Annotated in this window: 14 protein-coding genes and 1 pseudogene; 4 read left to right on the forward strand and 11 right to left on the reverse strand. The window is 40.0% G+C overall.

Annotated elements, in window-relative coordinates; translation table 11 throughout:
• Window positions 1-1,372: 1,372 nt before the first annotated feature.
• The 5 genes from BV375_RS09905 to BV375_RS09925 all read right to left on the reverse strand — a co-directional run bounded on the left by BV375_RS09905 (window position 1,373) and on the right by BV375_RS09925 (window position 5,923).
• Window positions 1,373-2,278: a hypothetical protein gene (locus BV375_RS09905; RefSeq protein WP_086759900.1), complete on the reverse strand. Its 906-nt coding sequence runs from the start codon at window positions 2,276-2,278 to the stop codon at window positions 1,373-1,375.
• A 1,204-nt stretch (window positions 2,279-3,482) separates the two neighbouring features.
• Window positions 3,483-3,806, reverse strand: coding sequence for a hypothetical protein (locus BV375_RS09910; RefSeq protein ID WP_086759902.1), 324 nt, complete (start codon window positions 3,804-3,806; stop codon window positions 3,483-3,485).
• A gap of 163 nt (window positions 3,807-3,969) precedes the next feature.
• Window positions 3,970-4,344 (reverse strand): hypothetical protein, encoded by a 375-nt coding sequence (locus tag BV375_RS09915; protein WP_086759904.1) that lies wholly within the window; start codon window positions 4,342-4,344, stop codon window positions 3,970-3,972.
• Window positions 4,341-4,949: a ParA family protein gene (locus BV375_RS09920; RefSeq protein WP_086759906.1), complete on the reverse strand. Its 609-nt coding sequence runs from the start codon at window positions 4,947-4,949 to the stop codon at window positions 4,341-4,343. The genes BV375_RS09915 and BV375_RS09920 overlap by 4 nt, the downstream gene beginning before the upstream one ends.
• Window positions 4,950-5,617: 668 nt before the next feature.
• On the reverse strand, window positions 5,618-5,923 hold the full coding sequence (locus BV375_RS09925; protein WP_086759908.1) for a hypothetical protein: 306 nt from the start codon (window positions 5,921-5,923) through the stop codon (window positions 5,618-5,620).
• Window positions 5,924-6,223: 300 nt separating this feature from the next.
• Between BV375_RS09925 and BV375_RS09930 the strand changes: the two genes are divergently transcribed.
• Window positions 6,224-7,303, forward strand: coding sequence for a pentapeptide repeat-containing protein (locus BV375_RS09930; RefSeq protein ID WP_243713897.1), 1,080 nt, complete (start codon window positions 6,224-6,226; stop codon window positions 7,301-7,303).
• Window positions 7,304-7,310: 7 nt separating this feature from the next.
• Here BV375_RS09930 and BV375_RS09935 read toward each other — a convergent pair whose 3' ends face one another.
• From BV375_RS09935 to BV375_RS37545, 4 genes are read right to left on the reverse strand one after another with little or no spacing between them, the layout of a single operon-like run.
• Complete coding sequence (locus tag BV375_RS09935) at window positions 7,311-8,015, reverse strand: tyrosine-type recombinase/integrase (protein ID WP_243713898.1); 705 nt, start codon at window positions 8,013-8,015, stop codon at window positions 7,311-7,313.
• 26 nt (window positions 8,016-8,041) lie between these two features.
• Window positions 8,042-9,352 carry an IS701 family transposase gene (locus BV375_RS09940; protein WP_086759914.1) on the reverse strand — a complete coding sequence of 437 codons (1,311 nt, stop codon included), beginning with the start codon at window positions 9,350-9,352 and terminating at the stop codon, window positions 8,042-8,044.
• 38 nt (window positions 9,353-9,390) lie between these two features.
• Window positions 9,391-10,191 (reverse strand): IS4 family transposase, encoded by an 801-nt coding sequence (locus tag BV375_RS09945; RefSeq protein ID WP_086759916.1) that lies wholly within the window; start codon window positions 10,189-10,191, stop codon window positions 9,391-9,393.
• A 4-nt stretch (window positions 10,192-10,195) separates the two neighbouring features.
• Window positions 10,196-10,552 carry a hypothetical protein gene (locus BV375_RS37545; RefSeq protein ID WP_086759918.1) on the reverse strand — a complete coding sequence of 119 codons (357 nt, stop codon included), beginning with the start codon at window positions 10,550-10,552 and terminating at the stop codon, window positions 10,196-10,198.
• 446 nt (window positions 10,553-10,998) lie between these two features.
• Here BV375_RS37545 and BV375_RS09955 point away from each other — a divergent pair, with 446 nt between their 5' ends.
• On the forward strand, window positions 10,999-11,814 hold the full coding sequence (locus tag BV375_RS09955) for a DUF4351 domain-containing protein (RefSeq protein ID WP_086759920.1): 816 nt from the start codon (window positions 10,999-11,001) through the stop codon (window positions 11,812-11,814).
• A 489-nt stretch (window positions 11,815-12,303) separates the two neighbouring features.
• Window positions 12,304-12,751 (forward strand): annotated as a pseudogene (locus tag BV375_RS09960) (transposase); the annotation flags it as partial.
• 236 nt (window positions 12,752-12,987) lie between these two features.
• Here the strand turns inward: BV375_RS09960 and BV375_RS09965 are convergent.
• Window positions 12,988-13,353, reverse strand: a complete 366-nt coding sequence (locus tag BV375_RS09965) for an aspartyl protease (protein WP_086759922.1) — start codon at window positions 13,351-13,353, stop codon at window positions 12,988-12,990.
• Window positions 13,350-13,667 carry a hypothetical protein gene (locus BV375_RS09970; protein WP_086759924.1) on the reverse strand — a complete coding sequence of 106 codons (318 nt, stop codon included), beginning with the start codon at window positions 13,665-13,667 and terminating at the stop codon, window positions 13,350-13,352. Before BV375_RS09970 ends, BV375_RS09965 begins: the two co-directional genes overlap by 4 nt.
• A gap of 295 nt (window positions 13,668-13,962) precedes the next feature.
• Here BV375_RS09970 and BV375_RS09975 point away from each other — a divergent pair, with 295 nt between their 5' ends.
• Window positions 13,963-14,706, forward strand: coding sequence for an AAA family ATPase (locus BV375_RS09975; RefSeq protein WP_086759925.1), 744 nt, complete (start codon window positions 13,963-13,965; stop codon window positions 14,704-14,706).
• Window positions 14,707-14,887: the final 181 nt, after the last annotated feature.

The following is a 14,887-nucleotide window of genomic DNA, read 5'->3' on the forward strand; positions in this document are numbered from 1 at the left end:
AAGCTTAATTTAAGTACACTCAGCATCTTAGATAGCGTTATTACCGCTTTCAATTCAGTTAAAACCGAATCTACTAGTTGTAAAATCGTACTTTAGAGTACACCTTACAAGGTAATACTAATCACTTCGATTAAAAACCACGATAGCCAACTTCTCTGTAAATACACTACTTATCTACTTTTCTTTATTAAAACTTTAATTATCTCATTAGATAAAATTCTTATACCATAAAAGATTATTTTTTTATGTAAAAATACAGTATTTTTTTGACATGACTATCAAGAAATGTAAAGCAAGCGTGAAGTATCATCGGATTCAAAGAGAATGATTGTGATTTGCTTTCAGTCGGTGCTTTCTATGTCTTGTAAAAGTTATCCTACGGATCTGAACAATGTAAAGTGACATTCAATGCTACGAATTTGAACCCCGACCGAGCAAGAATGATGCTCGGTCGCACCTTTCTCAAATCCTTATAATTTAAGCTTTTGAGCAAGTAAAAAAATTCCTTACTTACTTTTTTCTTATTTGCGCTAAGTTTTATAAATTAACGCCTAATAAATGTCAAACTATTATTGATTTAACTCTATGTCTGCTTGGGAATTCCAAAGCATAAAAAAGAATCTTAGATCCTAGTAAGACATGTTTGAGAAATAGTCTGACGGATGCGGTTTTGTCTTACACATTTGACGGTGATGACAAGGTGCGTTCATCGGAGGTGATCGCCTGGCAATTATCCTATTGTCTTAGAGGTCATTGTGGTTGGGTAGCAGGACTATATAGGTGAGGGCAGTGATGCTGCAAACCCTCCTGAGTTCTTAAGCTTTAAACCTGTTGGCAAGTTTAGTTGTGAAGAGAATAAACCTGTTGACAAGTTTGTTGAGCAGCGCGATCAAATTATTTTGTTATTGAGGACCCTTTAAAATTAAAGGCTAATGCTGGAGGTGCTATAAAGGATAAAGTTAAACAAGTTTTGCGATTATTAGCTACTACTTATTAAGTATTTCTTACTCTTTTTCTAGCTAGATCATACGCATAATTATGTAATCCAAAGCTAATTATTTCTACACATTTTTGCCTGTCTGTATCTATTATTCTATATACAATTCTGTAATACTCCCTATAACCTTCTACTGTATGTATGATATCTATTGCCCTATATCCCGATAGCTCTCTGTGTGAGTCTAACTCATGATGGTCTAATTGTATGCATCTATCGGGATTGATTTCTAAGTAACAATTGTATGGATCTACTTTTAGTATCGTAGTATACAATTTTTCAAACTTCTCCCTTAATTCCTCGCATACATCTTGCAAATCTTGACGTATTTGAGGGTGGCGTCTGATATGGAAATTCTTTTGTATATTCACCTTTTTAGAAGAAATCACTGATCTCTTCTATATTAATATTTTCTTCTTCCTCTGGGTCTGTTATCCATTCTATGTCTTTGTCTTCTTTTATTCGCTGTATTGCTTTTGCTTCAGCGGTAGCGTGTATTGAGCGATTCAGCCTCTCTTTTTTTACTAAATTAAGTATAAACATTGAAGCGTAGCGTATTCTTCTCCTAAAAGCTTCGCTTTGTGTAGTTTTGTAACTTACATTTGATGTTTTTGATAATAGAAATGTAGCGAAGTCTTCAAATATACCTAAAGGTGTATCCGGGAATAAACTAAATCTTACTTCTATGGCTTCTGCAAATAGTTCAATAGCTATTACCCAATCTTCAAGAATTTCATCACTACTATCTTTGTTGAATTCATCTTTTGCAGATGCTACTAGATCTGCTGCTTTTTTAATAAATTCAAGCTTTTCCTGGCTTAGGTTTATACTAACCTTACAGGAATCATTAAGGTTTTTTAGATCCTCTATTACTTTTTTTGGAATCCTTTCACTATTTCTATATTTTTCTTGGAATACTTCTATTTCTTCAATAGCTTTACCTATTTTATCAAAGACCAATTCTATCTTTTCATATACACCTAATTCTTTATCTTCTTCAATTTGTTTTGCTTTTGAGATTAAACATTGAATATCTCTTAAATCATCTGTTGCTTGAGCGCTTAAAGAACTTTTGTTAAGAGTCTCCTCAAGCTCTGATTGAAATATATTTATTTGTTCATGGATTATCTTTTGTAGATTATCCTTTACTGCTTCAGTTACCAACTCTTTATCAAGGCTTGTATTCATTTGATTTGCCTCGGAGTATTTGTTAAGATTGTCAGTTTGCTCTTTTGCATTAGTTTTTTTGTATATACAAGCTATATTAGAACAAATTTTCATAACGATTTTTGTCAAAAATGCTTCAAACCCTTTATCTGAGGGAGTTTGAGCTATATGTAGATTTGTTACGATCCGAATCAGTGATACAAATCAAAAAACGTCACCCTGGTTATCCTTCAATGACTCTGTTTTAGGGATGTTAGGTAAGACCCTCTTTTTTGGATTTATCCGGAATGCTTTTAAGATAAAGAGGCTGAATAAGTAGGTGGGCGCGAAAATTTATAACTACGTCATTACGAATGGAGAGAAGCGGAGTGAAGCAATCGCAAGGGTTTTGAGAGATTTACATTCTGTTACATAGTTAGGTTTATTCATGCCTACCTACTTATCTTTTTCATATAGCTCTTAAAGAGTTTGATTGAGGTGTTAAGAACTGAAAGACAATTAGGCGGCGCAGCGGAGTGGCAGGGGCTGGCTTGCAGATCTAGAGGTCACAGTGAAGATCCATTGCCCGTCCCAGCCACTGCCTAATTGAGCGAAGCGCTCTTTCAGTTCGGCGATGCTCCATGAGTGGATATGTTTTATGAGTTTTGTCGTTTGAACCCCAACAGGTTACATGGGGTTTAATTGCCAAACTAGACTAATTTAATCACTTCTCCATGAGTGACTCTGTTTTATCCTTCCTTCACTTGACCCCGCCCTCGCCCTTAGCCATGACAACAAATTACAGCGTTCGCTCCAACAACTAAAAGAGCAACTTCCTGACTACTACAAGATTGATGAAGCATTCAAGCATTGGTGGCAGGAGAACGGTCAAGCTTGGGCTGAAAGATTTAGAGATGTGATGATTGAACATCGCAATATCGGTTATGACTGGCAGTTCAGTAACTCCAAAAGGAATTGTTGAATCAGTACTTCAATGCCGACAAGCTACTTGTTGATTGTCTCAATAGCGATTGTTATGTGAGCCTTGAAGTGCGGCAAAAGATTGAAGATACATTACTGTTGCCAGTAAGTTTAAGCTAACTCCTTACGCAAAACAGCGAGCGCTCATCCAGAACAATACGCTGATGACCTTTGGTGGTGATCGCCTGACAATCATCCTGTTGTCTTACAATGTCTTACAAATCCGTCAAGATTTTTGAGTCTGGTTGTCTAAGTCAGGACTTATGTTTTGTAAGACATCACGCTCCAAGGGGTTGAGAGGAGCAAGCAGCATGAGATTAGCGATTGCTATTTAAGTATCCAGACGATCGCTTCAATTTCAACTTGCGGCAGTTTCATCTGCGGCAGTACTGACAAGGGATTTTTCTTCCTTCTTTTTTTTCTCAAAGATTTGTACACCAGCTTCAACAACTTCAAACCCGTTGTCTGTTCGCTGACCAAGTTTGCCCGATATTGCTCCAGCCCAGTCTGCAAACTCCGAGGCATTCGTCTCTGCCTTGCGCCAGCTTTTGGCATTAAGCAGAGCAGTGAAGGTAATGCCGTTTTGATCCGTAAGTTCAATTTCGACTTTTTTATTAGGTGCTGGTTTAGCTGTGGGCAGTGAGCCACTGAATTTAATTGTGATTTCGCTTCTCGCTTCCATCGCACACCCGCAATCAGAAAATTGTGTTTGACGTTCCTGATTGTATCAAGCTTGACGTTGACCGCTTTCAATAGTTCGGGGTGGAAGGTAGGGGATCGCACTAAGTTAGACTTGACCCTTCCTCGTGGAAAGAAAACTTGATGCCATCGCCAGAACTGAAAAATCATTGATTTGGTTTTCTGGTTTTCTGGTTTTCTGGTAAACCAAATTTCTCTTTTAGCGCTTCCAGAATTACTGAGGTCACAGTAATCCCCTGCTCTTTAGCTTTAGACATCCAGTAGCGGCGCTGGGAGATAGGGACTTTGACACACAGATTGACCATCTCTTCCTGCTCTAGCTCTTGTTCTGGTAAACCAGATTTCTGGTTTTCTGGCTTTCTGGTTTTCTGGTTTTCTGGCAAACCAGATTTCTGGTCTTCTGGCTTTCTGGTTTTTCGGTTTTCTGTATTTATGGTTATCTGGTCTTCTGGTAAACCAGATTCCTGGTTTTCTGGTTCAGTCTCTCTGGCTTTTTTAATTAAATCTCCGTACTTGCTCATTTCAAAATCTCCATAACTTCCTCACCAAGAGAAATGTAATCAGCCCAAGCTGTTTTTAAACGCGAGTCATCAACATCTCGGATGGGGACACCAGCCATCGCCGCTTTCTCAAAACCCACAGTTCGCCGAACCATCGCCTGGAAAACAGGGATTCCCCCCTTTGAAAGCTCCTGCTGTAAAGTTTCACCTTCCTTACTGGGATAGGGAGGGACAATAGTCAGCAAGCAGCGATAATTTGCTTCACCTAAGTCCTTCACCATTTCCAGCATTGGCTCAAGACTGACAATATCTGGCTTAGTCGGCAAGATTAAAAGGTCGCAACCCTTGGCTAATTCCTTTAAATCATCAGAGTCAGGTCTAGCTGGCGTGTCGATAACCACAAATTGAGCATCAGCAATAACTTTTAAAGCTTGGCGTTCATCCACAGTGAGGAAAGGGAAAGACCCCCGCTTTGACCAAGCCAAAGCAGTACGGTTCTGGTCGCCGTCAACCAGGACAGTTTTACCTTGTTCGCTCAAGAACGTCGCCAGATGCACCGCCGTAGTGCTTTTCCCCACCCCGCCTTTATATCCAGTGATCGTGACAATTCGTTTCTGGTTAACCATATTTCTGGTTTTCCATAAATTTGGTTTTCTGGTTTTCTGGTTTGTTGTGCATCATACTGGCAACATCAAGGAATGTCACGTACATTGCAGGTTATGGGAGATTTTGGGAATTGCTGCAACTGTCTTTGCATCCCCCAAATCTCCCTGACACAACAGAGATCGCCCTGGGGTGAAAATCAGCTTTATTGATAAGTTCTTGTGAAGCTATCTTGAAGAATCAGAGATCACCCTTAGCATTAACATTCACAGTTGCTACTATGGGGCACATATACAGAACTCCTTATACCGAACCTAAATTATCCTCTTCTTTTCTTGGAAGAAATATGAACCACATAGAAAGCCCCCTTCATGTTCATGGGGGTATTTTTATGTCTGTTTATTCCTGGCGATGCCAAAGGCGGCAAGCGGGAGCAGTATTGAAAGTGGCTGATCAAGTCCTTAGAGATCGTGACAATTCGCTTCTGGTTTTCCATAAATCTGGTTTTCTGGTTTTCTGGTTTTCTGGTTTGTTGTGCATCATACTGGCAACATCAAGGAATGCCACGTAAATCTTCGGTTATGGGAGATTTTGAGAATTGCTGCAACTATCTATCCATCCCCAAAATCTCCCTGGCACACCCTGAGTAACTATATATGTGGCTCAATAATCAAGCATTAGCGGTACAACTTTAACCTTCCTCATCTAACTCAGCTAAAGTTTTGTCCAACCTATTATTTGCGTCCTTTGCCATCTGAATGGAGCGCACACTAGCAGCTAGACCACAAGCAGCAGTAACAGTACCTTCCGAGGCTTGATTGGAAATCAAAAGTCCAGCACCTATGAGGCTAATGCCGAAAGATACCCCTGTTGCAATCAGAGCCAGGTTAAAACTGTAACGGGCTTGGCGCAAGCGTTCTTGCACAATAGTCAATTTTACTGTCAAGTAAGGATCTGGATGAGAGTTAGGCTGAGAAAGTACGATATTCTCTGTCATAGCTCAGGCTCTGGGGTAAATATGTAGATTTTTGTTTCAATAACCCCATTGGACTCTGGATTTCTTGAATTTTGGTCTGATAAAAGCGTCGAACTTATGTAAGACTTGTGTAAAAGTTCTTGTGGGTTCGTAATGCCACGGTCATGTCGAGCATCAAAAGAAGGGCTAAAAAAGGCTGAGAAAGCGTTCCAACTTAAGGGCTGGACGCAGGAATACATAGCAGGATCTGCAAGTTGTACTCGGCAGACCGTAAGCAAATTTTTTGCAAGGCGACCTGTTGCAAAGCACTTATTCCAAGCTATGTGCAATGAACTAGACTTGGAGTGGGGAGAGATTGCGGAACTGGAGCCAGAAGACGAGCAATCCAGCAGCAAGCTTGGTATGGACACAGAACGAGAAAAAACCTGTGAGGTTCTCCAGGAGGGACCTAAGGCTACACAGGTATTGACTTCTCCAGTATCCCTAGCAAAAAAACAAAATGCTAACTGCAACGAACAACTCGTTATTACATTTACAGGCGATATAGAAACTCTCCAAAAAAATCCTGCTTTTCAGGCAGCTTTTCTAAGCATGATGCAAGCAGTTTCAGGGGATACAAGTTTAAAAATTGAGAAGATTGAAAAAGGCAGTATCAAAATAACCTTCAGTGGTTCAAAAGAAGGTCTTAAAAGGCTGGAGGAGCAAATCAAATCAGGCGAACTGACAGAAGTATTGGGTATGCCTGTTGAAGATGTACAGTTATTACCTAGCAGCACTACAGGTGAAGAGCAAGATAAAATTCGTCTAGTCCAAGAAATTATTGCTCAGGGAGCTAGTGGTAGAGATCTCAGCGATACTAACTTGAGTGGTGTAGACCTGAGGGGCACAAATCTCAGTAATGCTGACCTGAGCGGTGCCGACCTGAGCGGTGCCGACTTAAGAGGTGCCAATTTAGAAGGTGCTGACTTGAATTGTGCTGACTTGAGCGGTGCCAACCTGAGGGGTGCCGACCTGAACGGTGTTTCTCTGCATGATGCGGTCATTGACGAGGCAACAATAATTAGCGACAAATGGCGGTTGCTGTGGAAAATTGTCAATCAGTCATCTAAGGCTCGAAATCTGAGCGGTGCCAACTTAAGTGGTGCCAACTTGAGCGGTGCCGACCTGAGCGGTGCCAACCTGAGCGGTGCCAACTTAAGTGGTGCCAACCTGAGCGGTGCCTACCTAATTGATGCCTACCTAATTGATGCCAACCTGAACGATGCCATAGTTGAAAATGCTCTGTTCGGAGAAAATTCAGAACTTACTGAGGATATAAAACGTGACCTAAAACGGCGAGGGGCAATATTTGAAGATTTACCAGGAGACCGCTTTCGCATTTTGATTCCTTACTCAGGATAACGCCCCCCTAAACCATATCCCCCAGCAAATCCGACAACTCCTGCTGGTCATTAGAGCGGTTGTCATCATAAATCAACAGCGTATCAATCTTGGCGTGCCTGCTCAACTTCTGCACCTTGCGGAGATTCCCGTCCGTGGCATCTAGCGCCGCTGTAATCGCACTGTGGCGGATGCGGTGCGGCGACATCTTCTTGGTAATTCCCGCTTTCTGACTCAACTTGTCCACAACATAGCGCATCGCCTCACCCGTGAGCCTGTGCCCCTTATGGACATTATCCACAGCACAGAACAGCGGTGCATCCAAGCGCGTTTCCCCCCTGGCTTCTAACCAGACCATCAGCGCTGTGGTTGCAGATGTGGTCAACTTGATTGTTTGAGTCTGCGTTCCCTGACCTTTGCCCCTAATGATCAAAGTCCGACTACCGGGATTGAAGTCTGCAATGTCAGCTTGGGCAATTTCATTGCGCCGCAGAGCGTTATCCCACAGCAAGCGCAGCAAAGCATAATCCTGTTTTCCCTTCAAGGTGTCTTGGTTGCACTGAAGCAGAATCTGCGCTATCGCTTCCTTACTCACCCCGGTGGTATCGCGATAAGTTTGATTTTTCTTGGCTTTGATATCATTCAAAGTGTAAGCGCAGACACCCAACTGCCGCCCCATCGCCACCAGACTTTTCAGCGCTGCCAACCGCCGATTCACCGTTGCTTCCTTCAATCCCTTATTAACCCTGTTGTGTCACTTTAGGCAGAGGAAAAATAGAATTCAGGGTGAGTGAGGAATATAAAAATTGGAGAAGTGAGCCTATAAACGATGGCTTGAAGTTTAGCAAATCCCAATGAAAGTTGAGGGATAGGAAAGACTGTTAACCAGGGATATATGAGGTTAAATAAAATGAAAGGTTGAATAACTAAACGCAAATTATTCAAAATATTCTTCCAACCTTTACCATTATCCCACCAGGGGTGAGAAGCAAATGTTGATTGAGAATTACCTTGAGAAGGACGCAGAGATTCTGAATGGAGACTGACCATGAGATAAGCACTACATACAATCTCCCACCATCGTTCAATATCTTCATAGCGAGTAAAACGATAATCCGCCCAACCTAACTCATTCTTACTTTGCTTTAAGCCATATTCAACCCAAGTTCTTAAGCCATAAAAATTTCCAGCTTCTCTGGGTGTAATATCTGGATATTTACTCATTACATACCAGGTAGAGTTTCCGGGTAATATTTCAGTGTCTGTAGTAATTTGCCAATATCTATGTTCTTCACGTTTGCCGTGTATTATTTCACGAATAAACCGATTTTCACTGCTTAAATCAGAGAATACTCTATTAAACCTATGCCACTTTAAGTACTGGGTATACTGCCCTTTGAGCAAGTCTACAGAATGGTTTGAGCGGATTGCTACTAGATAATTTAAACCCAGTTCATCTAATACAGATACGAAATTTGTGCCACTCTCACCATATAAGCTATCTGCCAGTACCAAGTTGAATTTAAAACCCATCAACTGTAGCTTTCTAATTAGCATTGCCCCAATTTGCGGCTTGGTAAGATATTTATCTCCTGGCTTTAATTTTTCTCGTGGTTTGTACACTTCAAACAATAGTGGAAATGTCATTCCACAAAACACACCGTATGCTGTAACTGCTACAACTCCATTTTCTACTTTTCCTAGATTTCCTATATACTGACGTTTCACATAATCTGTCTTATTACCTTTCTTTTTATTTCCGGTTTCATCAATTATTAAAATAATTGGCCTACCTTTAAGTATTTGTAGAATTAGCTCTAATCTCATGGATCTTAACTCTTCTACTTCCCAAGATGGTGTAGTTAAGAAATGATGTAGCCCTTGATAGTTATCTAACCCTACAATTTTCGCTATTTCTGGTAAGCTTTTCCGTTTTAATTCAGAAATACATCCTATATGCAGATACTTAAATGCTTCAAAATTCCTCACATCTGAAAATAGCTTTTTATACCAAAGACAATATTCATCCACAAATTTAACGGTTTCTTTGGGTGGACGAGGCTCTACCATGCTCTGTGTCTTCGTTCTGGGCTTTTTACATCCTTATATTACTGCGATAGTGACACAACAGGGATAAGCTCCATAGCCCTTAAACCTCGCTGATAATATGCTTGCTTATTGCGAATGGAAGCGACCAGTTCCTCGACCCATGCTTGACACTCATGCCAAGCAACTATCCAATTAAAACCATACAAACCTATCCAAAAATTACTATGCCTTTTTTCAGTTTTACCTTGAGCTTGGGAACGGCAGACATAAGATTGTTGTCGTTGTAATTTAATTTTTTGACCTTGTAACCAAGCACTAGTCATTGCTAAAGCTATTAAAAAAATTAAACGTACAAGTCTATCAGGGCTGGCTTGAGAGCTTTCCAAATTGTATCCGCCAGTTTTACAATCTTTAAACATCGCTTCAATCCCAAAACGTTGAGCATATATTTTGAGAGCAGTGTTTAAGTCAGGTAAATTAGTTAATAAATACCAAGCGGATTTTTCTTGTTTACCCCTGTACTTTCTTTTCCAGTAGACTCCTAAATTAAACCGACCAAAACCACGTTTTTGAGTAACCTTGACATTGGTATAAAATTGGCGGACACCAGGATAAATCTCAATATTACTTAAAGGCTGAAATTTTTGCCGTTTTTCTTGGAAAGTGGTGTCCTTTTTTTGACGGAGTACAAAACCTATATTCTGCTTGTGTAGCCAATTACCCAATTCGATGCTATGAAATTCCCTATCACCAATAATAACTAATTTGTACTTTTTTAATAACCGAATTACTGGGCGTAATACTTTTTGCTGTTGGGTGAGTTTACTGCAACCATCTTTCTCTAACAGACACCAATATATTGGCCTATATTGGCCACGCCCTTTTTTGGTAAATTATGCTGACCATCAACACATTGTTTTCTTTCCACTGTGTTCTATCCATTGCAATGGTTAATTGTGACCCCAGTTTGAAATGTTGGTTAATTAGGGCTTCAATAATCGGAAACCACAACAATACTACACTCAAGGCATTCAGCGTTAAAAACCTTTGTAAATGCCGTCTACGACTGTTTTGTTGTATTGGTAATGGTATTGTCGCTGCCAGTCTTTCTATCTTTACTTGTTTTTGATTTTGTAGTAACCATACCAACATCTTTAGGGTGATTAACTGTGCTTTATTCAGGTATTTTTCTAAAAAGTTTTGGTAGAATGATGCCAGCATTATTATGACGGTCTTAATTAAATTACAGACCGTTCTTTTTTACCATTAAACTGTACCCTACAGGTAGCTGCTTAATAAGCATACAGTTCATTCTCAATAAGCACCTAATTTTTTCAAGGGGTCTGTGACTCTCAAACCTTTATCTGGCTTGGTTTAGAGGTGATTGTCGCCCCTTGAACTCCCAGGCAGGAATCACAGCCAGATTATGAGGGGTTGCGCGATCTCTACCTTGCTAGTCTCAAGCTAGGTAAGCAATCGCCAGAGTATAAGAAAGCTCAGAAACACTTGGAGGCGTTTGTTAATTTATTGAGCAGGAATAGCGACATTCTCCCCAGATAGCCCTATTTTAATTCTCTGTAAGATAATTAGGGAACAACAAAAAATTAAATTATTCAATTTTTCTTTCCCATGTAACGATAATTTTGGTGTGAAATGGGGTGTAAATTGTGAGTTTTGACAACCTTTGTAAGGTTTTAGCTGAAAAATACCCAACAGAATTTGTGAGTTGGTTACTGACTGAAGCACCGACAAAAGTTAAGGTACTGAAGACCGAATTGAGTTTAGAACCAATCCGTGTTGATTCTGTGACTTTTCTGCAAACAGCCAATCGGATTCTACACATCGAATTTCAAACCCGCACCATCTCAAATCCACCGCTGCCATTCAGAATGCTGGACTATTCGGTGAGGTTAATACGTCAATATAACGTCCCTGTAACCCAGGTAGTAATTTTTTTGCAAGAGACAAATAACGAAATTGCTTTTACCCAAGAATACGTAAATGAGACAACAACTCACCGTTATCGAGTCCTGCGGATGTGGGAACAAGAATCAGCACAATTTCTTGATAACCCAGCATTATTACCTTTAGCACCATTAACCCGAACAACCTCACCGCAAAGGTTGCTATCGCAGGTTGCCCAGAGTGTTGCTAGAATTTCCGATAGGAATACTAGGCAGGATATTGCCGCTTACACAGAGATTTTAGCTGGTTTGAAGTTTGAGAAGGAATTGATTCGGCAATTTTTAAGCGAGGATGTGATGCAAGAATCGGTAATTTATCAGGATATTTTACAGAAGGGAAAGCAACAAGAAGCTCTGACTTTTTGTATGTCTTTACTTGAGGAACGCTTTGGTAATATTGATGCGTCAATTGTTGAGCAAGTCGAAGTTTTAAACAAGGAACAGTTAGAAGCTTTAGGTAAGGCACTTTTAAGAATTTCATCGATACCTGATTTAATAAGTTGGCTACAGCAAATTTAATTATTCAACTATCAAGCAAAAATGTGCTCACATTTTTGTGAATAGTCATTACTTCGCAAAACGGTTATGCAGTATTAGCTACCCAAAATGCTTGTGGTAAACAAGTTGTAACTTTCATACCACAAGCATTTCTTATTTTTTGATTTCTTGCTACTGAATCTGTCCATCGCAGATCCTACCCAGCCATTTCTCCAAAGAGTGATCGCACATCGCAGCGCTATATACTCTCTCAAATACCAACATTTGGGTGAAAGTTGGTATTTGACAGCAAAATAACATTGATTTTTTAGGGGTTCTGGGTATGAAGAAAGAGACTATTCAACCATCGAAAGTTGGTAAAAGTCAAAATCAATAGCGTAAATTCCGCAAAAACAGATGCGATCGCTAGGAACTAACAGTCGCTAAAAACCAAATACCCCTCTTCTGTCACTTTCCGGGTATTCTGAATAAAAGAATAAAAAAATAAAACCCTGAAATGTACGTGGGGCAATGGATGTAGAGTTACAAATCCTGAAACATTTAGCAAGAGATGCTCACCCAACAGTTGCCATCATAGATGAATATTGTGCAGACTATCAGGACTTATTTAAGGAAGTAAGAAATTATGAGTGTTTCAAATATTTACACTTGGGAATCATATCTACGGTAAAAAGGAAATCATTACCAGAGATAGCGAAGGTAGTAAGTATAAACTCAGCCCAGTCATTACATCACTTCCTAGCTAATTCAGATTGGTCAGTAGATGAATTAAAACAACGAAGATTTAAATAAACTTAAGCAAGTATTGAATGGTCAGGCGATTACAGTAGTAATAGATGAAACCGGAGATAGAAAAAAAGGTAAAAAGACTGATTATGTAGCAAGACAATACTTAGGAAGTGTGGGAAAAGTTGATAATGGAATAGTTTCAGTCAATGCTTATAGAGTTTACTCTAATAAGTCTTGATGCCACATATTAGGCGACCATTTGAAGCTGCAATTTCTCTAACTACCAAAATCTTTGAAAACTATAATTAGCAAGGTTTTTTAGCCGCTATTTCCGTTTTTGCAGCTATCTCGGCTCCATGCCTATATTGATATTGAGCGTTGTTTAACTGAAGACATCTAGGGGAGAAATATTTTTATATCTATTTACGGTTAATTTCAGTTTTGATTAATTATTATTGTTTGATGTCAATTTCCCAAGGTTAAAATACCTGATGGCATATCTACAACTAACCTACGATTAGTCAGCCATTGACGACCGAGTAAAACTTCTGGTACTCCATCACCAGCATAAACAGGAATATCAAAAATCTCTCCATCAATTCTGACTTTGCCTGCATAAATATCAAAGTTAGATACACCCCTTGCCATCAACATCGAACGTTCGCCTAAATATTCCCAATCAAACCCTTCCAAGTCCTGCTGATCAATGGCTAACCAATCAGAAAATCCTGTATCTAAAACCACATCAATTGGTAATTCAAATCCATTGGCGGCAATCAATTCGATTTCAAAAATTAACTCCTCCCCATCACCAAACCTTCCTGATATCATATTGTCCCAGCAACTCCAGTTTCGTTAATTTTAAAGACGAAAACGGGACAGTTTGGGTGTTTTTGGCGTGACATTTTAATAGCAGTCATCTCATCTTTATCAACAAAGTATTCGCGGCTTTCTGGTTCGACTGCCATATACCAGTTGTAGTGAGTTTTAATTAGTTCGGGTTGGACTCTATCAAAAATGGGCTTACAGCGTTGGTAAAATTCTTCTTGAGAAGTTTTCTTGGCTTGCTTTTTCTCTTCTGTCCACTGGATTTGGGGAAAAATTCTTCCTCTGCGGGTAGCACTGCTGGGTTTGGTTTCGGTCATAGTTGACTCTCACGAATCGGCGATATCTATATTTATATTAGGGGCAGATACAGCCTGGCTGACACAGCGGCAGAATAAACTGTTTAGTTTAAATACTGAACATCAGTATCTTTTTTTTGAAGAACTTACAGCTTTTAAATTTGCACAAAATAAAGCCACTGCAATATATATGCTATAACGGACAGAAAATTTTCGACTTGTTGACAAGCTAACTTGTTGGCTGGTTAGGAAGCTAACTTGCTATATTTATAGCTTGCCAGTAAGCTCGTAAGCAACATGGTTGGCTGTTTATTCAATGATCATCGCGATAGCAAATCAAAAAGGAGGTGTAGCCAAAACCACCTCCACCATCTGTTTAGGGGGAATCCTGGCTTGTTCGGGTACTGTCCTCGCAATTGACCTTGACCCTCAAGGTAATCTCACCACGGGTTTAGGGGTAGAAGTAGCTGACGACTCTCTTAGTTGCTACGACGTAATTACAGAACAAGCAGAAGTCATTGATGCCGTAGTTGCGACTAAATCCGGACTTAGCCTATTACCTGCTGACATTAATCTTGCGAAGGGAGAAACCGAAATTCTCATGAAGGTGGGTAACTTCTACATCCTCAAAGAGAAACTGGCCCCCATACTCAAGCAATACCAGCACATCTTGATTGATTGCCCACCTTCTTTGGGGCTGTTAACGGTTAATGCTTTAGCAGCTGCGGATGTAGTTTTGATTCCAGTGCAGTGTCAATTTTTTGCTCTCAAAGGACTGGCTGCACTGCTGGAAACATTAGCCAGCGTGCAAAAACGCCTCAATCCTCAACTAAGAATATTGGGGGTACTGCCGACAATGGCTGAGAACACAGTGATGACTCAAGATGTCTTGGATTCTCTCAAGAAACGACTGCAAGACATACGCATTTTTGAACCAGTTCCCAAGTCCATCAAGTTTTCCGAGTCCAACTTAGCCGACGAACCTATACATATATATACCAACGACAAAAAACTAGTGCAGCCCTATGGGGTGATCGCCAGTTTGATTGCTGAAATGTAAAGGCATTAAAAAACTATGGCAAAGCGACGTGTCCGATTAAATGACGAAAATGACCCGCTATCCTCAACGGATAAAGTCTTGGCTGGATTTGAGCAAGTTAGCAAGTCCACCAGTCAACTAGATAACAAGTCAACAAGTCAGCAAGACAGCAATTCAACCATTCAGGAAGCTGACAAGTCAA

It is taken from the genome of Nostoc sp. 106C, from assembly GCF_002154725.1.
Classification (GTDB): domain Bacteria; phylum Cyanobacteriota; class Cyanobacteriia; order Cyanobacteriales; family Nostocaceae; genus Aulosira.

What these genes read in the sequence shown, in the direction of transcription:
- BV375_RS09905 (WP_086759900.1), bottom strand. Translation starts at nt 2,278, where the DNA reads ATGAAAATTTGTTCTAATATAGCTTGTATATACAAAAAAACTAATGCA.
- BV375_RS09910 (WP_086759902.1), bottom strand. Translation starts at nt 3,806, where the DNA reads ATGGAAGCGAGAAGCGAAATCACAATTAAATTCAGTGGCTCACTGCCC.
- BV375_RS09915 (WP_086759904.1), bottom strand. Translation starts at nt 4,344, where the DNA reads ATGAGCAAGTACGGAGATTTAATTAAAAAAGCCAGAGAGACTGAACCA.
- BV375_RS09920 (WP_086759906.1), bottom strand. Translation starts at nt 4,949, where the DNA reads ATGGTTAACCAGAAACGAATTGTCACGATCACTGGATATAAAGGCGGG.
- BV375_RS09925 (WP_086759908.1), bottom strand. Translation starts at nt 5,923, where the DNA reads ATGACAGAGAATATCGTACTTTCTCAGCCTAACTCTCATCCAGATCCT.
- BV375_RS09930 (WP_243713897.1), top strand. Translation starts at nt 6,224, where the DNA reads ATGTGCAATGAACTAGACTTGGAGTGGGGAGAGATTGCGGAACTGGAG.
- BV375_RS09940 (WP_086759914.1), bottom strand. Translation starts at nt 9,352, where the DNA reads ATGGTAGAGCCTCGTCCACCCAAAGAAACCGTTAAATTTGTGGATGAA.
- BV375_RS37545 (WP_086759918.1), bottom strand. Translation starts at nt 10,552, where the DNA reads ATGCTGGCATCATTCTACCAAAACTTTTTAGAAAAATACCTGAATAAA.
- BV375_RS09965 (WP_086759922.1), bottom strand. Translation starts at nt 13,353, where the DNA reads ATGATATCAGGAAGGTTTGGTGATGGGGAGGAGTTAATTTTTGAAATC.
- BV375_RS09970 (WP_086759924.1), bottom strand. Translation starts at nt 13,667, where the DNA reads ATGACCGAAACCAAACCCAGCAGTGCTACCCGCAGAGGAAGAATTTTT.
- BV375_RS09975 (WP_086759925.1), top strand. Translation starts at nt 13,963, where the DNA reads ATGATCATCGCGATAGCAAATCAAAAAGGAGGTGTAGCCAAAACCACC.